This is a genomic window from Alicyclobacillus acidiphilus NBRC 100859 (genome assembly GCF_001544355.1).
GTDB classification, from domain to species: domain Bacteria; phylum Bacillota; class Bacilli; order Alicyclobacillales; family Alicyclobacillaceae; genus Alicyclobacillus; species Alicyclobacillus acidiphilus.
In genome coordinates this window covers 17,318-40,579 of the sequence record NZ_BCQI01000018.1, presented here as the reverse complement: position 1 = coordinate 40,579, position 23,262 = coordinate 17,318, and the positions used below count along the sequence as shown (strand labels likewise).

At 59.6% G+C, this 23,262-nt stretch carries 22 protein-coding genes; 5 read left to right on the top strand and 17 right to left on the bottom strand.

The window, feature by feature from the left end; genetic code table 11:
* Positions 1 to 91 precede the first annotated feature (91 nt).
* The 8 genes from AAC01S_RS09125 to AAC01S_RS09090 all read right to left on the bottom strand — a co-directional run bounded on the left by AAC01S_RS09125 (position 92) and on the right by AAC01S_RS09090 (position 8,446).
* A complete protein-coding gene (locus tag AAC01S_RS09125) occupies positions 92 to 322 on the bottom strand; it encodes a hypothetical protein (protein ID WP_067621388.1) in 231 nt (76 codons plus the stop codon).
* On the bottom strand, positions 312 to 998 hold the full coding sequence (locus AAC01S_RS09120; protein ID WP_067621387.1) for a hypothetical protein: 687 nt from the start codon (positions 996 to 998) through the stop codon (positions 312 to 314). Before AAC01S_RS09120 ends, AAC01S_RS09125 begins: the two co-directional genes overlap by 11 nt.
* A gap of 54 nt (positions 999 to 1,052) precedes the next feature.
* Positions 1,053 to 2,105 carry an alcohol dehydrogenase catalytic domain-containing protein gene (locus tag AAC01S_RS09115; protein WP_067621386.1) on the bottom strand — a complete coding sequence of 351 codons (1,053 nt, stop codon included), beginning with the start codon at positions 2,103 to 2,105 and terminating at the stop codon, positions 1,053 to 1,055.
* Positions 2,105 to 3,331 carry an acyl-CoA dehydrogenase family protein gene (locus tag AAC01S_RS09110; RefSeq protein WP_067621385.1) on the bottom strand — a complete coding sequence of 409 codons (1,227 nt, stop codon included), beginning with the start codon at positions 3,329 to 3,331 and terminating at the stop codon, positions 2,105 to 2,107. The genes AAC01S_RS09115 and AAC01S_RS09110 overlap by 1 nt, the downstream gene beginning before the upstream one ends.
* Positions 3,332 to 3,410: 79 nt before the next feature.
* Positions 3,411 to 5,066, bottom strand: a complete 1,656-nt coding sequence (locus AAC01S_RS09105; RefSeq protein ID WP_067621384.1) for a class I adenylate-forming enzyme family protein — start codon at positions 5,064 to 5,066, stop codon at positions 3,411 to 3,413.
* Between the two features lie 108 nt (positions 5,067 to 5,174).
* Positions 5,175 to 5,432, bottom strand: a complete 258-nt coding sequence (acpP, locus tag AAC01S_RS09100) for an acyl carrier protein (protein WP_067621383.1) — start codon at positions 5,430 to 5,432, stop codon at positions 5,175 to 5,177.
* Positions 5,433 to 5,531: 99 nt separating this feature from the next.
* Entirely contained in the window at positions 5,532 to 6,308 is a 777-nt protein-coding gene (locus AAC01S_RS09095; RefSeq protein ID WP_067621382.1) for an SDR family oxidoreductase, read from the bottom strand.
* An 89-nt stretch (positions 6,309 to 6,397) separates the two neighbouring features.
* Positions 6,398 to 8,446, bottom strand: coding sequence for an FAD-dependent oxidoreductase (locus tag AAC01S_RS09090; protein WP_067621381.1), 2,049 nt, complete (start codon positions 8,444 to 8,446; stop codon positions 6,398 to 6,400).
* A gap of 158 nt (positions 8,447 to 8,604) precedes the next feature.
* Between AAC01S_RS09090 and AAC01S_RS09085 the strand changes: the two genes are divergently transcribed.
* Genes AAC01S_RS09085 through aroF form a run of 3 tightly spaced genes read left to right on the top strand, consistent with a single transcriptional unit; the run spans position 8,605 to position 12,425 of the window.
* Positions 8,605 to 10,221, top strand: a complete 1,617-nt coding sequence (locus AAC01S_RS09085; protein ID WP_067621380.1) for an AMP-binding protein — start codon at positions 8,605 to 8,607, stop codon at positions 10,219 to 10,221.
* A 24-nt stretch (positions 10,222 to 10,245) separates the two neighbouring features.
* Positions 10,246 to 11,400 (top strand): acyl-CoA dehydrogenase family protein, encoded by a 1,155-nt coding sequence (locus AAC01S_RS09080; protein ID WP_245630141.1) that lies wholly within the window; start codon positions 10,246 to 10,248, stop codon positions 11,398 to 11,400.
* Positions 11,400 to 12,425, top strand: a complete 1,026-nt coding sequence (gene aroF / locus AAC01S_RS09075; RefSeq protein WP_067621378.1) for a 3-deoxy-7-phosphoheptulonate synthase — start codon at positions 11,400 to 11,402, stop codon at positions 12,423 to 12,425. The genes AAC01S_RS09080 and aroF overlap by 1 nt, the downstream gene beginning before the upstream one ends.
* 132 nt (positions 12,426 to 12,557) lie before the next feature.
* Here aroF and AAC01S_RS09070 read toward each other — a convergent pair whose 3' ends face one another.
* From AAC01S_RS09070 to fabL, 3 genes are read right to left on the bottom strand one after another with little or no spacing between them, the layout of a single operon-like run.
* On the bottom strand, positions 12,558 to 13,322 hold the full coding sequence (locus AAC01S_RS09070; RefSeq protein ID WP_067621377.1) for an SDR family NAD(P)-dependent oxidoreductase: 765 nt from the start codon (positions 13,320 to 13,322) through the stop codon (positions 12,558 to 12,560).
* A complete protein-coding gene (locus AAC01S_RS09065; RefSeq protein ID WP_067621376.1) occupies positions 13,319 to 13,726 on the bottom strand; it encodes an acyl-CoA thioesterase in 408 nt (135 codons plus the stop codon). The genes AAC01S_RS09070 and AAC01S_RS09065 overlap by 4 nt, the downstream gene beginning before the upstream one ends.
* 29 nt (positions 13,727 to 13,755) lie before the next feature.
* Positions 13,756 to 14,529, bottom strand: coding sequence for an enoyl-[acyl-carrier-protein] reductase FabL (gene fabL / locus AAC01S_RS09060; protein WP_067621375.1), 774 nt, complete (start codon positions 14,527 to 14,529; stop codon positions 13,756 to 13,758).
* A gap of 208 nt (positions 14,530 to 14,737) precedes the next feature.
* On the opposite strand from fabL, the gene AAC01S_RS09055 reads away from it, so the two are divergent.
* Positions 14,738 to 16,003, top strand: a complete 1,266-nt coding sequence (locus AAC01S_RS09055; RefSeq protein WP_067621374.1) for a beta-ketoacyl-[acyl-carrier-protein] synthase family protein — start codon at positions 14,738 to 14,740, stop codon at positions 16,001 to 16,003.
* 258 nt (positions 16,004 to 16,261) lie between these two features.
* Here AAC01S_RS09055 and AAC01S_RS09050 read toward each other — a convergent pair whose 3' ends face one another.
* From AAC01S_RS09050 to AAC01S_RS09035, 4 genes are all read right to left on the bottom strand, one after another.
* Positions 16,262 to 17,155, bottom strand: a complete 894-nt coding sequence (locus AAC01S_RS09050; protein ID WP_067621407.1) for an aldo/keto reductase — start codon at positions 17,153 to 17,155, stop codon at positions 16,262 to 16,264.
* Between the two features lie 44 nt (positions 17,156 to 17,199).
* Positions 17,200 to 17,982 (bottom strand): HAD family hydrolase, encoded by a 783-nt coding sequence (locus AAC01S_RS09045; RefSeq protein ID WP_370670819.1) that lies wholly within the window; start codon positions 17,980 to 17,982, stop codon positions 17,200 to 17,202.
* A gap of 6 nt (positions 17,983 to 17,988) precedes the next feature.
* Entirely contained in the window at positions 17,989 to 18,795 is an 807-nt protein-coding gene (locus AAC01S_RS09040) for a carbohydrate ABC transporter permease (protein ID WP_067621372.1), read from the bottom strand.
* Between the two features lie 102 nt (positions 18,796 to 18,897).
* Entirely contained in the window at positions 18,898 to 19,776 is an 879-nt protein-coding gene (locus tag AAC01S_RS09035; RefSeq protein ID WP_067621371.1) for a carbohydrate ABC transporter permease, read from the bottom strand.
* 251 nt (positions 19,777 to 20,027) lie between these two features.
* Between AAC01S_RS09035 and AAC01S_RS09030 the strand changes: the two genes are divergently transcribed.
* Positions 20,028 to 21,359, top strand: coding sequence for an MBL fold metallo-hydrolase (locus tag AAC01S_RS09030; protein ID WP_067621370.1), 1,332 nt, complete (start codon positions 20,028 to 20,030; stop codon positions 21,357 to 21,359).
* Between the two features lie 298 nt (positions 21,360 to 21,657).
* Here AAC01S_RS09030 and AAC01S_RS09025 read toward each other — a convergent pair whose 3' ends face one another.
* Positions 21,658 to 21,840 carry a hypothetical protein gene (locus tag AAC01S_RS09025; RefSeq protein ID WP_067621369.1) on the bottom strand — a complete coding sequence of 61 codons (183 nt, stop codon included), beginning with the start codon at positions 21,838 to 21,840 and terminating at the stop codon, positions 21,658 to 21,660.
* A complete protein-coding gene (locus AAC01S_RS09020; RefSeq protein ID WP_067621368.1) occupies positions 21,837 to 23,153 on the bottom strand; it encodes a methyl-accepting chemotaxis protein in 1,317 nt (438 codons plus the stop codon). Before AAC01S_RS09020 ends, AAC01S_RS09025 begins: the two co-directional genes overlap by 4 nt.
* Positions 23,154 to 23,262: the final 109 nt, after the last annotated feature.

The following is a 23,262-nucleotide window of genomic DNA, read 5'->3' as shown; positions in this document are numbered from 1 at the left end:
AGGATGGATTGCGCAAAGTGGTTCTATGAGAGCCGCTCCTGCCTTTTTACCCCACCAGGAGCCCAAGTTCAGCCCGCTCACGCCGATGGCGTTACTTGTCCCGTTTGCTAAATACGGCCATGGCGCCAACCACCATGCAAAAAAAGCCAATGACGAAGCCCAGGATGGAGATGCCTGAAGCGAACTTGGTGACTGCGACACTGAAGATGACAATCAATCCGCCGAGGATCCCCAGCATAATCAACCAAATTTTGCCGCGTGCGAGCCTCTCCTCCGGCGTGCTAGTCCGGTCGCTTTGTTTTGCGCGATCATCACGGGCCATCGATTCTCTTCCTCTCATCATCGCTCAAGCCAGCGTCGGCGATTGCGGCCGATCGCTGCGTAAACCAGGGGTAGACGATGTGCTCGCCCGAATAAAAGCGAACCGCAAGCCGTTCAGCGTGCAACTGCTCCGCGCGAACCGCGGCGTCTTGGTGAACGGCGGTGAACGACGCCAGGACTTCGGTGAACGGGCGAACGACCATCCCTTCGGGGCCGCGGGCCTGAATGGCTGCGGGATCGAAGCGGCACTGCCACCACGTACCTTCGTGCAACACCCAGGCGATCCGCCAAGGATCGCTGCGCCAGTAGTAGGATGTGACAATGGGTACGTCGGGAAAATCCAGCAGGAGCGTCTCCACTTTAGATCTTGCCGCAACCGGATCCTGGAGAATGCGGGTTTGCCATGCGTGCCGATCCTCCGCCGACAGCATGGACCGGAACGAATCAAACGCGTGGTACAGAGCCTCACGGACGCCACCGAGCGACACAGGCGCCTGTTCGGCGTCAAACAGATTGACAAGCCAATCTGTCAAGGCCTGCTCGTCCTCACCGGACGCGATGAGGTCCCGCTCGAGGGCGTCGCGCAAGTCGTGGGATCGCTCAAGCAGCGGCAGCCAAACGTCGCGCCAGAGCAATCTGCAAGCTATCGAAAAGATGACGGATGCTTGACTTGGCACGGGCTTCCCTCCTGTCGATTCCGGTCCACAAATGTGCAACTCCCAGCCGCCGCGTCAGCCGCCTTGCGCACCGACATCCGCCTGATTCGGCAAGACGACGACACGCCCGGCCGATCTCGCTGGCGAAAACGCCGCCGCAACCGACCTCAGGTCCAACTGTTCACCAATCAATTTCGCCGGATCGAACCGACCCTCAGCGACCCACCGGACCATGGATTCGACATCCGCTTTCCGCGATGCGTAGCTGCCAATCACGCGGATCCCGCGGCGCACCAGCTTCGCCATCGGCACCTCGACGCTGTCCGCGGACATGCCGACGCAGACGATGGTACCGCCATTGCGGACGACATCCACGGCAAACGCGACGCTCAAGCGATCCGACACGGTATCGATCACGATGTCGATTCCCCCGGCTCCAGACCACCGACGCAGACTTCGCGCGACACTCCGAGGGTCGTCTTCCGTGGTGACGGCAAGATGCGCGCCGAACGACTCCGCGATAGCGACGCCTTCCGCACGGCGGCTCACAGCCCCAACAGACGCGGCGGGCCAGGCCTGCAGCAGCTGCAACGCGGCGAGGCCGAGGCCCCCGGTGCCAATCACGAGCACTGTGCGGCCTGGCTCCATCTCGGCCTCCATCAGGGCGCGGTATGGGGTCGCATACGCGTCGACGAGCAGGGCCGCACCCGCTGGGTCGAGCGTCTCCGGCCGACGGACGAGTTGGGCCACAGGCACAGCGACGAATTCGGCGAATCCACCCGGGCGCGTGTAGCCAATGCACCCCTGGCGGATACACAGGTTGTCTTGGCCGCGCGCGCACGCCGCACACGTGCCGCACGCGGTGAACGGATGGACGATCACCGTCGTGCCCACAGGCCACTCTGCACCGTGATCGCCGCAGTCGACCACGGTGCCAGCCACCTCGTGGCCGAGAATGACCGGGAAAGCCGTTCCCTGGGGCGCCGATTCTCCCTTGATGACCTGTCGATCACTGCCGCAAACACCGCAGGCGTCCACACGCAGCAACACCTCGTCCGGCCGCAAATCGGGACGTGGCATATCGACGTATTGCAGCCCATATTCCGGGCTGAATTGAACCGCCCTCATCACTCTGCCTGCCGCGCGGCCCGCTCCCGTTTGCGGGCGTTGGTCAGCATCTGCTCCGCGATGGTCATCTTCTGGACCTCTGCCGTGCCTTCTTCAAACCAGAGCGATCTCGCGTCGCGGTACAAACGCTCCACCGGACTGGTCACACTGTAGCCGATCCCGCCGAACAAGGCGAGCGCCCCGTCGGTGACGTCGCCAACCATGCGAATGGCATTCGCCTTGGTCATCGCCGCTTCCAGAGAAATATCTTCGCCAGCGTCGTACTTGTATGCCGCGTCGAGGCACAGAAGACGAGCCGCCTGCACCGCTATCTGCATCTCCGCCAAGCGCATCTGGACGGCCTGTCTGCTGCCGATGGGTTTGCCGAAGGTCACCCGCTGGCGGACGAAGGTCATCGTCACATCAAGCGCTTCTTGGGCGAGGCCAACGGCGCTTTGGGCGATACACGCGCGACTTTGATCCAGAAAACCGCGCACGGCGACGCCGAATCCTTCACCGACTTCGCCAAGCACTTCGTCTTCCGAGACTTCGCAGTTGTCAAACGTAATGACCGCGTGCGAGCAGCCCTTGTCGCCCATCATGTGCGCCATGGGCTCCAGTTTCATGCCAGCGCGGCCCTGCGGCACGAGAAACGCGGTCAACCCGCCGCGGCCCGCTCCGCCTTCGGTTTTCGCGATCACGGCAAGCACACTCGCCTCTTCCGCGAACGTGATCAAATGCTTTCGGCCGTTGAGCACGTATTTCCCGTTTTCGAAGGTGGCTGTCGTCCGCAAGTCGATCCCCGTACCGTTGTCCGGTTCTGTCAACGCAAACGCGACGAGGGCGCCCTCGTTCACCATCTTCGTCAGCCAGTACTTCTGCTGCTCCTTTGTACCTTGTCCAACCGTGCGCCAGATGCTGTTGTAGGCGTGAAACATCATGCGAATCGTACCGTGGCAGTGGGCGATCTCTTCGAGAATCGGAAAATACAGCCCAAGTGGCAAACCTTCGCCGCCAACCCACTGCGGCTGCGTCAATTTGTGGAATCCAAGTTCCCGCAAGCGCACCCACAAGGCTTCCGGGATTTTTTCATCCCGTTCAATTTGCTGACCCCATTCGCCAGCCTCTTCCTGACGGAATTGAATCACTCGATTCCGGATCTCATTCGCCCGGCGAACCAGAGCCTCGTCATAGTGCGGTCGATTCGGCGCGATGGTTCCAAGTTCCGACGCGTTCAAAATGCTCATGTTTGTCCTCCTCGCTGCTCCCTCGCAGAACGGCGATGGCCTGCAAGGCCATCTTCCCTCTCAGGACCGTCCTAGCTCGTTATACGATGCCTTTGGCTTCCGCTTCCAGGCGAAAACGTTCGCGCAGATCCTTCTTCTTGATCTTCCCAGAGTGTGTCGTCGGGAACTCGGTCATGAACTCCAGCCGATCCGGATACTGGAACTTCGCCAATCCCTGCTTGCCCAAAAAGTCGCGCAGTTCGGGCAGGCTGAACGGTTCCAGCCCTTCGCGCAGGATGACGCAAGCGACGGTCTGTTGGCCCAATGTCTCGTCCGGGGCGCCGACGACCACGACATTCTCGACTGCCGGGTGTTGCGCGATGGCGTCTTCGATGGTCTTCGGGTCAATTTTCGTGCCGCCGCGGTTGATGATGTCGTCCGCGCGAGCGATGAACCGATATCGGCCGTTTTCGTCTTGCCGCAGCACGTCGCCGGAGTGGAACCAGCCTTCCGCGTCCCACTGGCGATGGGCCGCAGTCGGATTTTCGTAGTACCCTGCGCTGAAGTTCGGACCACGGGACCACATCTCTCCCGGTTCGCCCGGCTTGACATCGTTGCCGTCTTCGTCGACGAGGCGCACCTCCGTGCCCTCAATGGCGAAGCCGACCGTGGACGAGAGCGCCTCCAGCGGATCGTCCGGGCGAGTCGCCGTCGCCAAAAAGCCTTCCGACCAACCGAACATGCCGCCTACTTTGATGCCGCCTTCGCGCTGCAGCCTCTCCAGCACCGAACTCGGAACAGGCGCTCCAGCGTAAATGAACAACTTGACGCTGCTCGTATCCGCTTCCTTCAGGTTTGGCGCATTTGTCACGTGGATCACATGCGGCGGCGCGCCAACGAGGTAAGCCGGTTTGTATTGTTCGATCCACTTGATCACGCGGGATGCCGAAAACCGCTCCAGCAACATGATTCGGCCGCCGCTCGCGATGGTCATCATCACGCCCGCCAGCATGCCAGTCTGATGGCAGATTGGCGCCAGGCACAAAACGCCGTCCCCCGGTTCGTAGCCAAAATTTTTGGCGTAGGCGCGGGACGCCCACAAGTAATTGGCGTGCAGGTGAACGACGCCTTTGGGGGAACCCGTCGTCCCCGATGTAAACACCATTAGAAAAGCGTCCAACGGACCTGGGCGATTGTCCGCCAATTCCGCGTCCGTCAGTTTTTTTCCGGTCGATCGCAGACTCGCAAACGTCACCGCGCCCTCCGGCGCCCGTTCAGGATCGCCTTGCAGCACCACCTGTTTGAGCGCGGGCAGATCCGCCGCAATCTCCTCGGCCATTTCGTACAGCGGTTGTCCGCGGAAATGATCGGCGATGATCCAGACCTTCGCTTTGGACGTCTGGAGACTTGAGTGAATCGCCTGACGACCGAGATCGATTTGCAGCGACACGCCGATGGCGCCAATTCGAGCAGCCGCGAACACGCCGACGACATAATCGAGCGCGTTTGGCAATTGCAACGCGACGGTGTCGCCCTTGCGAATGCCCATCTCGTACAACGAAGCGGCGACGGATTCAATTTCCGCCCACAATTCGGCGTAGGTCACGGAGCGCTCCTCATCCTGATGGACGAATTCCGGATACGCCTTGACATCCGCCTCCAGGACGTCGACAAACGACTCCTGCGTCCAGTAACCTTTATCCAGATAAGCCTGCGCACGGGCTTCTGACAACGTTCTTCCAACAAAGTCAAACAATCTGGCAACCCCCTCTGTGAGGTTGTCCGAAAAGTGTCGATACCGGCACTTTTCGGACACGTTCTTTACGACGAACGGGCGCCTCGAGTGCGCGCCCGTTCGTCCAAGTCATTGAGCCAAGCGTCCGCTGATATAAGCTACGACCCCAGCCACAGTGGACAATTGGCCGAAATCAGCCTCAGGAATTTCAATCTCGAACTCATCCTCGAAGGCGACGGCCAATTCCGTCAGATCCAGGGAGTCGGCACCGAGATCGTCCACGAACAAGCTTTCCGACTTGACGTCCGCCGGTTCAACCTGCAACTGGTTGACCACGACTTTGCGGACCCGTTCTTCGATTTGTTCTCTGTTTAACGCCTCTGCCATGTACAATCTTCTCCTTTACATTCATCCAGTCTCTATCCTAGCAAATTCTTCGCTCGGATGCTTTCGCCAGATGGCTGTCGCGCAATCTGGGCCGACGCTTTAAAAGCTTTCAAATCCCCCGGTGGACAGCGTCAAGCCGCCGTCGACACGAATCACTTGGCCGGTCAGGAACCTGGACAAGTCGCTCGCCAGAAATACGGCCGTGTCGGCGACGTCTTCCGGCGTCGCGAGGCGGCCAAGCGGCGTGTGAGCGATGACGTCCCGGCAATAGTCGTCGTAGTTGTCGCCGCCGTAAAAGCGGGCCGACTCCGTATCGACCACACCGGGGTTGATGGCGTTGACCGTGATGCCCTTGGGACCAAATTCAGCGGCCAGATAGCGTGTCATCGCTTCCATCGCCGCCTTGGCGGAACCGAGCGTCGAATACCGCGGCAAGGTGAACGTGCTCCCCATGCTCGACATGGCGATGATGCGGCCGCCTCGGCCTTCCATCAGAGGCAGGCATCGCTGCGCGGCGAACACGAAACTGTGGAGGACCACTTTGTAGGTGCGATCGAGATGGTAGTCTTTCAGCGCTTCGATGGGCTTGAAGGCGCTGGCCGCCGCGTTTGCGACGAACGCGTCCAGCCTGCCCCACGTCTGTTCGATCACGTCGAACGCCGCGTTCAACTCCTCCTGACTCTCCAATTCCGCCTTGACGACGATTGCCTCGCGCCCCAACTGGCGAACGACTGCCGCAGTTGCCTCAGCTTCGTCAGGTTCCCTGCGATAGTGAATCACCACGTCCGCACCCTGCTTGGCCATGGCGATGGCAATCGCCCGCCCAATCCCTCGGCTGCTGCCGGTGACAAACGCCTTTTTTCCTTCAAGTAACACCTGTCCAAACCCCTCTCGAACAATTATGTATGAAGACGCCGATGCCTGTGCGATCCGCGTCCATCGCTGACTCTGTCCCTGGCCCTGGCTCAATCGATCCGATACGCCGCTTCGAACGCCTCGCGAATGGCCCGCGCCGCGTTGATGCCCCGACTTTCCCGAGCCCCTCCCACGATGTGCACGCGGGCTCGTCCGGCCAAAGCCTCGGACAGATTGTCCGAAGCCGACGCGTCCGCGTCCGAGAACAACGGCGCACGTTCCTGCCCTGCGCAGAGAATGACCTGATCTGCTTCGATTGTCTTCTGCTCCCCCGCCACTTCGACACGAACGCCGTCAGGGACGATTTGCACGAACTGCACGTCGGTCATCACGCGCACACCCAATCGGCTCATTTCCTGCTTGACGACCCAACGCGTGCTCCGACCAATGCCATTGCCGTACTTGTCGCTGCGGGCCAGGACGGTAATGTCGCGGCTGAGCGGGGCAGGTTCGGGGAGCGATTGGGATCGGAAATAGCCAACCGCGTCTGGCGTCGCGTGACTGCTTTCGGCCAGGTACGTCGACACATCGCAGCCAATGCCGCCAGCGCCGATGATGGCGATCTTCCGTCCGACGGCGACTTCTCCCTGAAGGATCTGCGCATACGTGGCGACGTGCGGCAAATCGATGCCGGGAAGATCCGGAATGCGCGGGACAACGCCCGTCGCCACGATGACGTCGTCGAAATCAGCCAGTTCCTCAAGCGAAGGTTCTGTCTGCATTGTAACAGTCACTTCGAGCCGTTCAAGCATTTCAGTATAGTACCGAATCGTTTCGTAGAATTCGTACTTCCCTGGAATTTTTCCAGCCATCCGAAATTGTCCGCCAAGACTCGCCGAACGTTCAAACAATACCACCTTGTGGCCCCGTCGCGCGGCTGTCACGGCCGCTTCCAGCCCTGCTGGACCGCCGCCAACCACGGCCACCCGCCGAGAAGTCGAAGCCTTCGCGATTGGCCACAGCAGTTCTTGCCCGGCCTGTGGGTTGACCAGACAACTGACAGGAAGGTGCGGCTGCACCAAGGTGTGATCCAGACAAGACTGATTGCACGCGATGCAGACGTTCAGCGCGGCGCGATCGCCAGCCAAAATTTTCTTTCCGTACTCCGCATCGGCCAGCCATGGCCGGGCGGGCGCGACGAAATCGAGATAGCCTTCGGCGACAGCCCGTTCGGCGACTTCCGGAACGTTCAGGCGGTTCGCACCAATCACGGGAACCTTTACGGCTTCGCGAATCTTGCCGGCAATGGCCGTAAATCCCCCGCGCGGCACCACCTGCTGCACCGTGGGGACCCGCGACTCGTGCCATCCGATCCCGATGTTGAGCGCGTCGACGCCTGCCCTTTCCAACGCCTGCGCATACGCCAATGTCTCCTCCATCGTCGTGCTGCCTGGCATCAAATCGGCGCCAGACATCCGGAAGATGACTGGGTAATCGTCGCCCGCATGCTTGCGGATGGCCTGGACGACGTCCAGCGAAGCCCGCATTCGCCGGGGGAAATCGCCACCGTATTGGTCGTCGCGCTGGTTCGTCAACGGCGAGAGAAACTGGTTGAGCAGATATCCTTCGGAACCCATCACTTCCACGGCGTCGAACCCCAGTTCCTTCGCCCGAAGAGCCCCCTCGCCAAAAGCCTCAATCGTCGCTTCCACCTCATCCGTGGTCAAGGCTCGCGGCGTCTCGCGCGTCAACCTGGACGGGATCGCGCTGGGTGCGACTGGCTGCATGCCAATTTCACTCGACACGGCGTAGCGCCCCGAATGGAACAACTGAAGCGCGATTCTGCCGCCGACTTCGTGGACGGCAGCGGCCAACTCGGCGAGCATGCGGCAGTCGTCGTCGTTCGTCAACACGAACATCTCGTCCGCGCCGCCTTCCTGCACCACAGCCGCACCGCCGGTGATGATGAGCGCCGCCATGCCGCGCGCACGGGCTCGATAGAACTCAGCGAGTTGCTGCAGCTTGTCTCTGCGCCCTTCCAAACCCATATGCATCGATCCCATGATCATGCGATGCGGCAAATTCAACGTTCCAATACGCCCTGGTTTCCCTAACGCCGGGTACTGTCGAGGACGACTATGTAATGACGTTGCGGCCACTGCGAGGTTCTCCTTTCAATCTCTCGAAAAAGCTGGGAGACATATTCTCGAGGCAAAATTATAATCTGATATTAACACCTGGTATTGAATTCGTCGACAACCCCCGTTAGAATGCTTATATGACCAGGTATGAAAAACGGAATGAAAGGAAGGCGGCCATGTCTTCTCCGCTCTTTCTAGACAAACTCGATGAAGCTATCCGGCAGCATACGCATAAACTCGCTGTCGTCGATCTCGGTGAGACCACCACGACGACACTCACATACGGCGAATTGGATCGCCTCGCCAATCGCTGCGCGCTCGGCCTGCTGGACCTCGGGGTCCAACCAGGCGAAGCCGTTGCGTATCAGTTGCCGAGCGGTTGGCCGTTCATCGTCCTGACCGTGGCATTGTGGCGAATTGGCGCTGTGCCATGCCCCTTGCTGCCGTCGCTTCGCGAACGCGAAGTGAAATTTATCATGCAATCCTCCGGCAGCCGTCTGCTCGTCATTCCAGATGAGTTCCGCCGCTTCGACTATCGCGTCCTCGCGGACCAAGTTCAGGCCGAAGTGCAGGGAATTGAACACGTCGTCGTGATCGACAGCCGCACGGTCGATCCAACCGTGAACACGCTCGGCGGACTGATTGCGCCGGAAACGGCGTTGGCCGACAGCCAGGCCATGGACGTCTTGCGCGGACGGCGCGCGACGGCGGACAGCTATTCGCAGCTCCTGTACACCTCAGGCACGACGGGTGAGCCGAAAGGTGTGCTCCATACCCACCAGAGCCTGTCGAACGCCTTGCAGGCGCACACGACGACGCTTGGGCTGACGGAGGACGACAACATTTGGGTGCCTTCGCCGCTCGCCCATCAGACCGGGTTCCTCTACGGCATGCTCGTGTCGTTCTATATCGGCGGCTGCGGCGTCTACCAAGCGATTTGGAATGTCGACAGGGCGCGCGACGCCATCGAGACGCACGGTGCCACCTTCGTTCAGGCCGCGATGCCGTTTCTCTCCGACCTGTCGAAGTGCGAACGACCTCCGCGCGGACTGCGGCTGTTCATCGCGACTGGCGCCGCGATTCCTCGGCAATTGGCACAGACGGCGCGCGAAAAGCTGGGTTGCAGCATCGTCGGCGCGTGGGGATCGACCGAGGGTTGTTTGGTGACCGTGGGCCGACCGGGCGATCCGGTGGAAAAATTGTGGGGCACGGATGGCCGCGCCATCGACGGCATGCAGATCCGCGTTGTGGACGACGATGGCAACGTATTGCCGCCGGGCCAAGAAGGCAATTATCAAATCCGGACGCCGGCCATGTTCGCGACGTACTTGCACCACCACGAGTGGTTTGAGGCTGGATTCACGCCAGACGGCTTCTTCGACACGGGCGATCTCGCCGTGATCGACGAAGATGGGTATCTGCGAATCACCGGCCGCAAGAAGGACGTCGTCAATCGCGGCGGCGAGAAAATTCCGGTCGTCGAGATCGAAAATCTGCTGTATCAGCATCCGGCGGTGGCGGACGTCGCGGTCGTCGCGATGCCGGACGACAGGCTGGGCGAACGCGCCTGCGCCTACGTTGTCCTGAACGAAGGATACGCGTCGCTCGATCTATCGGAAGTGACCGACTTCCTGGGTTCGCATCAGATGGCGAAGATCTACTGGCCGGAACGCTTGGAGATCATCGATGAGATGCCCCGCACCGCGAGCGGCAAGATTCAAAAATACGTGCTGCGCAACGACGTTACGGAAAAGTTGACGCGAGAAGGCAAAATCGAGCCGCGAAGCAAGTGAGTGAATGAATTGGGAGGAATGTCCGTGAAGGACCGCACCTTCGACGAATGGATGGAGGACGTCAAGTCGTATGTCCGCGGCCCCGCGTCGGTCTGGGCAAAGCGGATTGAGGAATCCGGCGCTGTCCCGGCTGCGATTTGGCAGGAGTTGAACGAACGAGGGTACCTGCGTTTGGCGGCGCCGCGCGACTATGGCGGCGTTGGCCTGTCGTTTCGCGAGTACTTGCTGTTGCTGGAGCAATTCGCCGGAATGCATGGATCGATGCGCGTCATCGTCCACGTGATGAACAGTTTGTGGCGCTCCATCGACGGCAAAGCGACGCCCGAACAGCGGGAAACGTTCGTCCTGCCGTTCATTCGCGGGGAGCACAAGGTCACCTTCACGCTGACCGAGCCTCACTCCGGCTCTGGCGCCGACATCAAGACGACGGCCCGGCGCGTCGGCGACGAATACCTGGTGAACGGCGAGAAATGGATGATCATCTTCAGCGACGTCGCCGATTTCTTTCTCCTCTTCTGCCGGCTCGAAGGTTCGACAGGTAGCGAAGGGACGCTCGCGCTGCTGGTGCCGCGCGATGCCCCAGGCCTTGACATCGAGTTGATGCCGCCTGCGATGGGTGTCACTGGTACCGCGCACGGCCACCTGAGGTTGACCGATTGCCGCGTGCCCGCGGCCAATCGCCTCGGCGGCGAAGGGGACGGCCTCGAAGTCGCATTCCGCGGCTTTTTGGACCCGTCGCGAACAGCCATCGGGATGACGTGCGTCGGCGCGGCCGGCCGCGCGCTCGAACTGGCCGCGAACCACGCGCTGGAGCGTGTGACTTTCGGCCAGCCGCTCGCCAAGCGGCAGACCATTCAGATGTGGCTCGCCGAGATGGCGACAGACATCCAAGCAGCCAAGCAGCTCGTTCTCTACGCAGCCGACAAATTCGACGCTGGTTTGCCGATCACGACGGAAGCCGCCATGGCCAAGTTGTTCGGCACCGAGATGCTGCAGCGCGTCACAGACAAAGCGCTCCAGATCCACGGCGGACCCGGTTACTTTAAGAGCAGCGAGATCGAGCGGATTTACCGGGACGCGCGCATGCAGCGATTTGAAGAAGGTACCGCGGAGATTCAAAAAATGGTGATAGCCCGAGACGTACTCGACCGCGCAGGACGCGAAAGGAGCCAAGCATGATGGTCATCATTCTCAATCAACAAGTCACGGACGCCCAGAAGAAACACGTGTTGGACACCGTATTGGAAGCCGGTGCGACGCCGTATCCGGCCGGCCCGACAACCGTCGTCGTCCCTGGAAATCACGCTGCCCTCACAGAAAAGCTCGCATCCATGCCGAGCGTCGTCCAGGTCGTGCCCATCAAGAGCCCGTATCCACTGGCCAGCCGCGAATTTCATCCCGAAGATACCGTGATTGACATTCGCGGCCACATCATCGGCGGGCAAACGCCGACCATCATGGCTGGCCCGTGTTCTGTCGAGTCGGTCGAGGGGATTGTCGAGATCGCACAAGCTGTCAAACGCCTCGGAGGTCACCTGCTCCGCGGCGGCGCGTTCAAACCGCGCTCCAGCCCGTACTCGTTCCAGGGACATGGCGAAGAGGGCCTGAAGATGATGGCCATCGCGCGCGAGAAGACAGGACTCCCCATCATCTCGGAAGTCATGGAGCCAGACAAGGTGGCGCTCGTTGCCGAGTACGTCGACATTCTGCAAATCGGCGCGCGCAACATGCAAAACTACCCGCTGCTCCGCGAAGCTGGCAAGTCGATGAAACCGGTCATGTTGAAGCGCGGGCTCTCTGGAACGGTCGAAGAGTGGCTGATGTCTGCCGAGTACATCCTGGCGCAAGGCAATCCGAACGTCATCCTGTGCGAGCGCGGCATTCGCACGTACGAGAAAGCGACGCGCAACACGATGGACCTGAATGCGGTACCGGTCGTCAAGCACTTGTCGCACCTGCCGATTGTGGTCGATCCATCGCACGGCGTCGGCAAAGCGGCGTTCGTCCGTCCCATGGCCCGGGCTGGCATCGCCGCCGGCGCGCACGGCGTGATCGTTGAGATCCATCCGAATCCGGCCAAAGCCTTGTCCGATGCGGATCAGACCATCGACTTCGCCGAATTCGGCCAAATGGTTCGCGAAGTCAACCTCATCTCGGACGCCTTGTCGGGCAGCGAGAAAGACCACGTGCTGATGCACGTGTAACCATCAGGGCCGGAGCGCCGCCGTTGGCCGTGATTGAACGGCGGACCGGAACAGGCGGACTGGAACATAAGAAAGGCTGGGTCCCCTTTGATGAGGGGGAAACCCAGCCGTTGTCGTATTCGCCGCTTGAATTCACCGCTTGAACGACGCGGCGCCATCGTCGACGAAATAAGCGTGTCCATTCACGAACGACGCTTCGTCGCTCGCCAAGAACGCGACCACTTGCGCGACCTGATCCGCCGTACCCAGTTTGCGCCGCATGTGCGCCTTCTGGATGGTGTTCCAGACGCGCTCGTCCTGCCGCCACTGATCCACCAAGCCAGTGTCGATCATCCCCGGCGCAATCGCCACCACCCGAATGTCGTACCTGGCCAGTTCCAGGGCAGCCGCCTTCGTCATGCCGATCACGGCCGCCTTGCTCGCGTGATAAGGAAACTGGTTCTTATCGGCGATGTACGCGTAAATGGACGCGGTATTGATGATGACGCCAGGGCGCCCTTGCGCACGCATCTGTTCAGCGGCGGCCTTAATCCCGTAATAGACGCCGTGCTGGTTGATAGCAATCATGCGGTGATACGCCTCAATCGGCATATCGATCACGTTTTGACTTCCGTCGCCAAAGATGCCGGCGTTGTTGAACATGATGTCGATCCCGCCGTACGTTTCGACAGCCGTCTGAACGAGCCTCGCGACGCTCTCATAGTCCGCCACGTCGACCGGAGCGAAGGCGGCCTCTCCGCCAGCGGCCCGAATGTCGCTTGCGACGGCTTCCCCCGCGGCCTGATTGAGATCTCCCACGACGACCTTCGCCCCTTGCTCAGCCAGCAAACGCGCGCTCGCCCGGCCGATGCCGCCAGCGCCGCCCGTTACCACGGCAACCTTGCCTGCAAATCTCACTGATGTTCCCTCCGTTCGTACGACTCGAGCACCTGTCGCCACTTGTCCGGCAACGGCGCGGACGTGCCGTCAGGATTGATGTATACGTAAATCGTCTCAGCCTCGAAGATGACTTCCCCGTCCCGCGTGATACAGAACTCGACGGTGAAACTCTTCGTGCCGATGCGGACCGTTCTCACCCAGATCTGCAGCACGTCGTCGAATTTCGCCGGCGACTTGAACTCAAGCGTCGATTTCACGATCACGGTGGGCGGCACGCCCTCGACCAGCTTCAGTTCGCGTCGCAGATATTCGGAGTAGGCGAGATCGAGATACGCGAGATAGTTGGCGTTGTATACAATCAGCTGCCCGTCCACCTCGGACCAGCGCACGCGCAGCTCGTGATTGAACCTGTACCCGTCCATGTTTGCATCACGTCCCAATCCGGAGTCGACTACGGCACCAACAGTGTGATTCCGCCGTCGATTTTGATGGTCTGGCCGCGGATCATCTCCGCTTCCGGCGAACACAGGAACAGCGCGAGATTGGCGATGTCGTCCGGCGTGACCATCCGATGGTACGGCATCTTCCGTTCTACCTCGGCAAGCGTCTTGTCCATGTCCGGGAAATGGTCGAGCGCATCGGTCAGGACAGCTCCTGCTGAGATGGCGTTGACATTGATCTTCCGATCCGCCAGCTCAATCGCGAAATACCGCACAATGGACTCCAGGGCCGCCTTGCTCGAACCCACGGAAAGATAGTATGGAAAGACGTGATCCGAGCCAAACGAAGACAAGGCCAGCATCGCACCTCCGGTCTGCGGCATCAACTGCGCCGCTTGCTGCGCGCCGACGAGAAAGGCCCGCGTGTTGACCTGCATGGTCCAGTCCCACCCTTTGGTGTCGACCTCCATCGCGGACCGATTGCGGCCAGAGGCCGCGTTGTGGATAAACACGTCCAACCTGCCAAACGCGTTGCGGATTTCGTCAAACATCGCGACAATCTTCTCTTCCTGCGCCATGTTTGCGCGGACGAGCAACACCCGGCGACCGAGTGATTCGATTTCGCGAGCAACCTCACGCGCAGCGTCCCCATTGCGGAAATAGTTGATGACGACGTCGGCTCCTTCGGCCGCGAAACGCAATGCCAATTTGCGTCCGATGCCGCGCGAACTGCCTGTGACGCACACCACTTTATCCTGATATCGATTGGAAACGGTTTGTCCCACCTCTGTACCTCCCTATGTATCGCACATCTTCATATCTTAGCACGTCCGATCCGCTTCAAACACGCGATTGAAGCCCCTTATCTCCAGGAAATCGTCGTAATGTGCACAGTGACATGGTATCATAAGTATAACGAACTATGACCTAGTCATAAAATTTAAGGGTGTTCACCACTTGCTCTACTATCGTGGTGTTGAGAGGAGTACAAACATGGCGAACCAAACGCGCATCGTGGTCACCGGAATGGGTGCCGTTACGCCATTCGGGGTCGGGGTGCCGATATTTTGGGACGGAATCGTCACTGGTCAGTCAGCGATTCGCCAAACAGAAGACGAATATTTGCGAGGGTGGGCCCCGGTCGTCGCGGCGGCAACGTCGTTCGATCCAGCCCCTTACCTCGATAAGAAGCAAATCCAAAACAGCGATCGGTTCACGCAAATGGGATTGGTCGCGGCCATGGAGGCGCTTGCGGACGCGGGCTTCCCCAGCCCCGAGGCCTTGCGCGGCGAATATGATCCGTCTCGCATCGGCATTTCCATCGGCTGCGCATTCGGCGGCGTACAAACGCTGGAAGACGGTGCCGCGCGCCTGTCCTCCGGCCGCTCGTCGCGCGTCGGCCCGCGCCTGGTGCCAAAGTCGATCCCGAACGCCGCTGGCGCAAGCATCGCGATGCACTACGGCATCCAGGGTTCCGTGATGACGTACTCGACCGCATGCGCATCGTCCGCCAACGCAATCGGCGAAGCAAGCTACTGGCTGCGCTTGGGCGAAGCGGACATGGTCCTGGCTGGCGGCGCGGAATGCCTGTTCAGCCCCGCCATCCTTGCCGGATTGCGCGCCGCTGGCGCGCTCGCGACCGAAGGTCCGGAGTCGTTCAGCGAATGGTCTCGGCCATTTGACAAGGCCCGCACAGGCATGGTCATGGGGGAAGGCGCCGCAATGCTCGTGCTGGAAACCCTGGAACGCGCGCAAGCGCGCGGGGCGCACATCTATGCCGAGCTCGTCGGTTACGGATCGTCCAACGACGCATACCACGAAACGTCACCGGACCCGAAGGGCCGCGGTGCAACCCTCGCGATGTCCAAAGCCTTGCGCAGCGCCGGCTTATCAGCCAATGACATCGACTATATCAACGCGCACGCAACCGCGACTCCGGCTGGCGATCTCGCCGAGTCCGCAGCCCTTCGCGAAACGTTCGGCAAACACATCGACGAAATCCCGGTGTCGTCCATCAAAGGCGCAGTCGGTCACATGCTGGGAACCGCGGGTGCTATCGAGAGTATCGCCTGCATCCAGGCCATCCGAACCGAAACACTGCCGCCGACACTGAACTGCCACGACAAAGAGGAACTCGCCCCGAAGGACGTCGTCCCAAATGTCAGCCGCAAGGCAAAAATCACGCGTGCCCTGTCATCTTCCTTCGGTTTCGGCGGACAAAACGGCGTCGTCATTTGGCAAGCTCCACCTGAGGCTTGAGTAATACCTAGACAAATCTGTATCACTTTGCTAACATGCGACACAAGAGAGAATAGGTACAGTGTGACAGGGGTCTGATCCCACAAGCAGCCAATCTGCTCGGGACAGACCCTCTTTGCATGACTGGGAATGTCCGCGCACGATCCCCAGCACCCGTCGAACAAAAAGAAATAGCGGGCAGATTTGCCCGCTATTTCACCTTCAGTCACGCTCACATCCATCGCTGCCGCGATCAGCGCTGTGCGACCGTCGAATTCATCAAGTTTGACCGACCCAGTCAGCCGATGCAACTTCGCGCCAGCGGTTGCGAATGGCGTCATACACTTCCTTGTCGAGAGGGCCCGCATCCACATAATTGGCGTTTTGCTGCCAACGGCCGGGACTCGTGGTGCCAACAATAGCCGTGGTCACGCCAGGCGTCGAGATCGTAAATCGCAGCGCCGTGCCGACCGCGTCCGCCACAGGTCCGCGCGTGAATTCGAAGTCGAGCTGCTTGAGCCGCTTCCAATACTCCACATAGTAGTTGTTCGACGGAGTTGTGTCGTATTGCCAAGCCACGTTGGCAACCGGCCGCTTGGCAATGATGCCCATGCCCCGCTCTGCAGCCAGCGGGAGAACTTCGTCGAGCACGCTTTGATCCGCGATGTTGATGGAGGTCTGCAGCGTGTCGAAGACGCCGGATTCGACCGCGTATTTGGCCGCTTCCCGATCCCCGCTGTAACCCATGAAGCGAATTTTCCCCGCCTCTTTGGCCTTCTGCAGCACTTCGATCACGTCGCCTTGCTGGAGTATCTCGACTCCACAGCTATGTAGTTGCATGACGTCGATCACGTCCGTCTTCAGACGCTGCAAGCTGCGATCAATGCTCGCTTCGATGGTCTTCGGATCCCAATCCGGCGTCGGCAGCCCAGACGCATGCCCACACTTGCTGAAAAGCACAAAGTCCGATCTGCGGTGCGCCACAGCCTGTCCAATCAATTCTTCGCTGCGCCCATAGCAGGCCGCGGTGTCAATCAAATTGAGGCCGGCGTCGAGCGCGCTGCCCAACAGACGATCCACCGTCTGTTCATCGGCGCCATGGCCGATCTCCGATCCGCCAAAGCCGAGCGCGCTGACCTTGAGTCCCGTCTTTCCCAACGTGCGATACTCCACTGGCATTCACCCTCCCTCATGCGATTACCCACATTGTCGCACGGTTAGAGGGGCGATTTCAAACTCCCCAGCAGGACTGCCGTCAGTTCTTCCGGGTGATTGACTTGGACCGTCACATCCGGACGCGGTTCGCGAATATACCTGTCGACGTACACGGTTTTCATGCCGAGTTGAATCGCCGGCAGAATCTCGTTTCGATAGTGATCTCCAACGCTCACCGCAAACTCCGGCGCCACATCGTACTTGTCCAGCCAGCGGCGGAAATGGTTGAGCGTCTCGAACGGCTTCTTCGCCCTGAATACGAAATCCTCGAACACGTCAATCAATTGCAGTTTGGTCAGAATGGATCGACTGTCGGGTTCAGGACTGTTGGTTGCCAGCACCATGTGTCGCCCTTCCGCCTTGAGCCGTAGCAAAGCCTCGCGAAAACCGACCAATGGACGCATCGCGAACGCCTCGGCCGCCATCCAATCTCGGGTTGCCAAAAAGGCCTGGTTTCGCGCTTCTTCAGGAACGCCGTAGACGGCCGCTTTCACTTGCAGCAATCCCCACGGATCGTCGACGTGCATATGGGCTTCGCTCTGTTTACCGTCATTCACCGCGACGACTTCTCCCGTGTCGCGAGCATAGACCTTGCCGTACAGGGAACGCCCGCTTTCAGCCAACGCGTTCATGACTTCCTGCTGGAACTGCTGCTGCTTGTCCTGCGGGACAAAGCGAGTCAGTTCGTCGGCATACGTTTGAAAGTGCTCCGTTTCTCCATAGACCGTGCCATCGAGATCGAAAATAAACAAACGACAATCTTTCAGTTGGTTCACGCGACTCATATCCATTTACCGTATCCCCGATCTAGCTACGCCTTCGATGAAATAACGTTGGCCGACCAAGAACAGCACAATCAGCGGTACGACGCTGAATGTCGCAGCGGCCATAAGTTGATTATAGACCGTGCCGACGTTGGACGAAAAATTGACGAGCCCCACGGGCAAGGTGTACAGGTTGGGCGAGTTCGCCACAATCATAACCCATAGAAAAGCGTTCCACGATCCGACAAACTTGATTAAACCGGCCGTAATCCATATCGGTTTCGCAAGCGGCATGACGATGCCGAACAACGTCCGCATCGGATGGCAGCCATCCACTTCCGCCGCGTCGAACAAATCCTGCGGCATCGACAGGAAGAATTGGCGCATCAGGAAGATCGTGAAGACACTGACCATCCAAGGCACAATCAGACCTTGATACGTGTTGATCCAGTTGAGGTTGGTCAACGTGATGTAATTCGGGATCAAAAGGACTTCGCCCGGCACCATCATCGTCGCGAGCAGGATGACAAAAATGACGCGGCGCCCGACGAACTCGATGCGGGCGAACGCGAAGGCGGCCATCGCGCCAAAGGTGAGATCGAAGAGCGTCTCAGCGGCGGAAATCAGGAACGAGTTGAGGAAGTAGTGGCCGAACGGCGCGGATTTCCAAGCCGCGACATAGTTGCCCCACTCGAAGTGAGACGGGAAAAGGTGCGGGACTTGCGACAGGACCTCACCCTCAGGTTTCACAGAGCTGGACAACATCCAGATAAATGGTCCAATGACGAACAAAACCAATAGAATCAGTAGGAGATAAATCCACCATTTCCGCATAGGGCACCTCGAATACTGAAATTTGTGGAACGACGGAACACGCCGGACACCGCCGCGATCGACCGCACGCAAACGCGGGCCAGCCGCCGCAGGAAAAACGTGTCAGCCGTCGTAGTGCACGCGGCGGGACAGCAGCATCTGCACCAGAGTGAAGATGAACGTAATCAGGAAAAGGACATAGGCCGCGGCCGAAGCGTAGCCCATTCGATAATCGTTGAAGCCTTCGTTGAACATGTAGTAGAGCAGCGTCAAGCCTGTATTGTTGGGCCCTGGCGTCTCGCCGTAGAGGACGTATACCTGGAGGAACACTTTGAAGCCTTCGATGGTGGTGAGCAAAAGGAGAAAATAGGTCGTCGGCGAAAGCAGCGGAATGGTAATGTTCCTCAACCGATGCCAGCCGGAAGCGCCATCGACCTGGGCGGCTTCGTAGTACTGGCGGCTGATGCCTTGCAGCCCTGCGAGAAATACCACGGCGACGTAACCGACGTTCTGCCAAACGCTCAGAAGAACCAAATTAAACATGGTCAAATGCGTATTGTTCAGCCAATCCTGCGGCTGGATTCCGAAAAAATGGAGCAGATAGTTGAGAATGCCGAATTGATTGTTGAATATCCAGGACCAAATGATGCCTGTCGCCGACAGCGAAGTCACGTACGGAAGAAACATCGCGGTGCGAAAGAACGGTCTGAATCGAATTTTCGCGTTGAGGAGCAACGCCGCGCCCAGGCCTACCACGAGTACAATGGGCACAAAAAGAACGACATAGAGAAGCGTGTTGAACAACGCGGTGCGGAACAGCGGATCCTCGAAGATATGCACGTAGTTTGAGAACCCGACAAACGTTCGGACGGGATTGAGCATATCCCAGTCGTAGAAACTGATGATAAAGGACTTGAAGATGGGGTAGACGGTAAACGCACCGATCAAGACCAACGTAGGCAGCAGCATAAGATACGCGGTCATCGTCCTTCGAAGGCGCATTCGGGTACTCCTCTCTTTGAGCACGCGCCGCATTCGATCCAATTCGACCACAGCGCGTATTTTGTCAGTTGATACTCTATCACAGAAAGGTTAATTTTCCGTAAAGTCAGCCAATGAATTTTCCAATCTGCTACGATTTTATAGAAGGTTGACGGAAGACAAGCAAGGACTTGGCAAGCAGACGGCGAATCCAATGTCGATCAGGCATTGCATGAAGTATCGTGTGAACGTTGCACAAAAGGAGTGTGCGGATGGCTACCACAACGTGGACCTTCTACGCAGGAACCCGTACAATCGGAGGAAATATCATTCAAGTCGAACATGATGGTTATCGCCTGCTGTTCGACATGGGACGCGCGTTTCGAAGCGACATTCCCATCTTCGACGGAACGTTGCGGGAGCGCGGCATTCGCGATCTCGTTCGCGTCGGCGTCGCCCCGGACATCGACAATCTGTTCACCGCTCCAGCCGACCCGAAGCTCGCCATCGCGCTCAGTCACTGCCACCTGGATCACACCGGGCTCTTGCCCTACGTTCTCAGCGGCACACGCGTCTTTCTCAGCACCGACACCTTTCGCATGCTGAGCGCGCTGGACGAAATTGGAGAAGGCCCAGGTCAAACACTCGACTACACGCCGCTTGCATACGGCGTTCGTGTTTCCCATGGCCCCATTTCCGTTCACTTTCACCGGGTCGATCACGACACCCCAGGCGCCAGCTCCATCTTCATCGAGACGCCTGACGTCCGCCTGCTCTACTCAGGCGACTTGCGCCTCCACGGAGCGCACCCGGAGTGGACGCGCGAATTCGCGCAATTGGCGCGAGCGTTCCAGCCGCACGCCTTGTTTATTGAAGGCACGCGCGCCATTGGCGAAGAGTCCGTCACGACCGAGGCCGAGCTCTCCGATCTCGCCCTGCAGCTCACCGCCAACAGCGCAGGCGGCGCCTACTTCAACGCCTACCGCCGCCATCCGGAACGCTATCTCGCATTTTACAATGCCGCCAAGCAGACCGGCCGCACCCTGATTCTCCAGCCGGAGACCGCATATCTCGTGCATGTGTTCGAGGGCCTCGCCGATTTCGCCGTCTGGTCCGATCCCTCGATTCAACTCTCACAACCCGTCCGCGACTGGATCGCAGAGAAGCAAATTCCCAGTGTGACCGCGAACGACGTCGCCCATCGGGAAGCGTCGTATCTCATGGAACTGACGTACGACCGTTTCTGGCTGCTCTCCGACATCGCGCCAGAGGCCGGAGGCGTCTTCATGCACGCCAACGGATCGCCCTTGGGCCCATACGATCCCGCCTGGGACAACATGCTCCGCTGGCTCGAACACTATGGTCTCGCGTTTGAATCCATCGGCTCCACCGGGCACGCGTCCCGAAACGAGATCTGCGCCATCATCGAAGAAATTCAGCCGCAGGTCGTGATGCCCATTCACTCGTTCAACCCGGAGCGCATCGGATCGACCTCAGTCCGCCGCATCCTGCCTGAGTTGCTGCGCCCGTACACCCTCGCGTCTCTCGCGGACGCACCCTATCCGACAGAAGCGGATCTGGCGCCGACGGTGGAAGAAGCGTAGGGCGGAAGGGGCGAAACTCCCCTTGCGACGGCGGGATCGCGATGGGTGACGTGGGGGGCGTGGCAGCGTAGCGGGAGGACGCGACGAGTGCCGGGTGACGGGGTGACGGAGGGTGAGCGGGCAAATAGGCGGCCCACGGCCGCTTATTTGCGTGACATGGCGGGATCGACCGCAAAATAGGCAGCTCAAGGACGCTTATTCGCCTGCGTCCCCCCAAAATACGACGGTTTCAGCCATTTAAGCGTCCCTCGACGGCTTATTTCGACGCGGATCGGATGATTCGACACACTTAAGCGGCCTAGCGCCGCTTATTCGCGTCGGTCGCCCCATCGCCCCATCGCCCCATCGCCCCATCGCCCCATCGCCCCATCGCCCGGCCGGCAGCGCGATCGCGCAGGCGACCCTCCGCTTCCTCCGCTTCCTCCGCTTCCTCCGCTTCCTCCGCTTCCTCCGCGCCCGTCAGCCGTCGCTGCCAGGTCAATTGGTGCGGAACTGGCCGATGACTTCCTGCAGGCGTTCCGCCATATGCGTCAAGGCTGCGCTCGAAGCCGAAATTTCCTCCATGGAGGCGAGTTGTTCTTCGGTGGAGGCGGCGACGTTCTCCATGCCCATGGCCGTCTGACGGGCGACTTCGGACACTTCGCGAACGCGTTCGTTGGAGAGCGCGGCGTCGTGCGCGATGTTCGTTACAAATTCGGAGACTTCGTCCATTTGGTCGGCGACCGTTTCGATGGCTGCCCGGATTCGTCCAAACGACTGGTCGACCTGGTGGACGACGGCCGTGCCTGCTTCGACGGCGGAGGTCGACAGGCTCATGGACTCGAGCGCCAGCTGCGTCTCTTGCTGAATCGTGGTCACGATGCCGGTTACTTCCGTGGCGGAGGCCGCAGATTGCTCCGCGAGCTTGCGGACTTCCCCGGCCACGACGGCGAATCCCCGGCCGGCCTCACCTGCGCGGGCGGCTTCGATTGCGGCGTTGAGCGAGAGCAGATGTGTCTGCTTGGAAATTTGCGTGATCGTCTCAAGCATCATGCCGATGTCGGCGGACCGATCATGCAAGCCCCGGATGACCGATTCCAGTTCGCGAACGGCGTGCTCAATCGACTGCATCTGCTCGATCACGCGGACGACGTCCTGACTGCCGGCTTCAGCCGTTTGGGACGATACCTCGACAGATTCGTGGACCCGTTCGAATCGCTCGACGATCCGGTTCACTTCCTCGGACATGGCTTCAAACAACTTCGAGCTGTGCTCGAGGCTTTCCGTTTGGCGCCCTGCTCCAATCGCCACCTCTTGGACGGTCGTTGCAATCTGCTCCGAAGCCTTGCCGCTCTCCTCAGCGCTGGCGGACAATTCCTGCGACGCGGCGCCAAGTTGTTCCGACGCTTGCGCCACTTCGGTAATGAGCTGACGCAAGTTGCCAACCATGTGATTGAGCGCCCTGGATAGACTGCCTACCTCGTCGTTGGTGTGGTGATCGACGTCAATGGCCAGATTGCCTTCGGCGACAGAATGCATCGCCTGAATGACGCGGTTGAGCGGGCGAATGATCAGCCACTGGACTGTGTACGTGACCAACACCGTCGTCACAATCAGACTGATCAGCGTGTTGACGTAGATGTCCAAACGCACGTGGGGAAACAAATGTTGAACCAATTGATTCAGCAGACTGGAAATCGGCCAGCTCACCAGCACGCTGATCACCGTAATGGCCAGCACCTTCCGCCGCAGGCTCAACAATCGGAACGCGTTGCCCGCGCCGTTGTCGAAGGTGTCCACCTGTTGTACAGACATCTGTTTCGTCCCCTCTCTATGATCCAATCGCCACTCATTCTACCATTTCATGAGTTTGTCACATAGATGTAGAATTTGAGTCATCGCCTGCTAGGCGGCGCTTGCTAGG

Coding starts and splice junctions, on each gene's coding strand:
- AAC01S_RS09125 (WP_067621388.1), bottom strand. CDS start 322: ATGGCCCGTGATGATCGCGCAAAACAAAGCGACCGGACTAGCACGCCG.
- AAC01S_RS09115 (WP_067621386.1), bottom strand. CDS start 2,105: ATGAGGGCGGTTCAATTCAGCCCGGAATATGGGCTGCAATACGTCGAT.
- AAC01S_RS09110 (WP_067621385.1), bottom strand. CDS start 3,331: ATGAGCATTTTGAACGCGTCGGAACTTGGAACCATCGCGCCGAATCGA.
- acpP (WP_067621383.1), bottom strand. CDS start 5,432: ATGGCAGAGGCGTTAAACAGAGAACAAATCGAAGAACGGGTCCGCAAA.
- AAC01S_RS09085 (WP_067621380.1), top strand. CDS start 8,605: ATGTCTTCTCCGCTCTTTCTAGACAAACTCGATGAAGCTATCCGGCAG.
- aroF (WP_067621378.1), top strand. CDS start 11,400: ATGGTCATCATTCTCAATCAACAAGTCACGGACGCCCAGAAGAAACAC.
- AAC01S_RS09065 (WP_067621376.1), bottom strand. CDS start 13,726: ATGGACGGGTACAGGTTCAATCACGAGCTGCGCGTGCGCTGGTCCGAG.
- AAC01S_RS09055 (WP_067621374.1), top strand. CDS start 14,738: ATGGCGAACCAAACGCGCATCGTGGTCACCGGAATGGGTGCCGTTACG.
- AAC01S_RS09045 (WP_370670819.1), bottom strand. CDS start 17,982: ATGAGTCGCGTGAACCAACTGAAAGATTGTCGTTTGTTTATTTTCGAT.
- AAC01S_RS09040 (WP_067621372.1), bottom strand. CDS start 18,795: ATGCGGAAATGGTGGATTTATCTCCTACTGATTCTATTGGTTTTGTTC.
- AAC01S_RS09035 (WP_067621371.1), bottom strand. CDS start 19,776: ATGCGCCTTCGAAGGACGATGACCGCGTATCTTATGCTGCTGCCTACG.
- AAC01S_RS09030 (WP_067621370.1), top strand. CDS start 20,028: ATGGCTACCACAACGTGGACCTTCTACGCAGGAACCCGTACAATCGGA.
- AAC01S_RS09020 (WP_067621368.1), bottom strand. CDS start 23,153: ATGTCTGTACAACAGGTGGACACCTTCGACAACGGCGCGGGCAACGCG.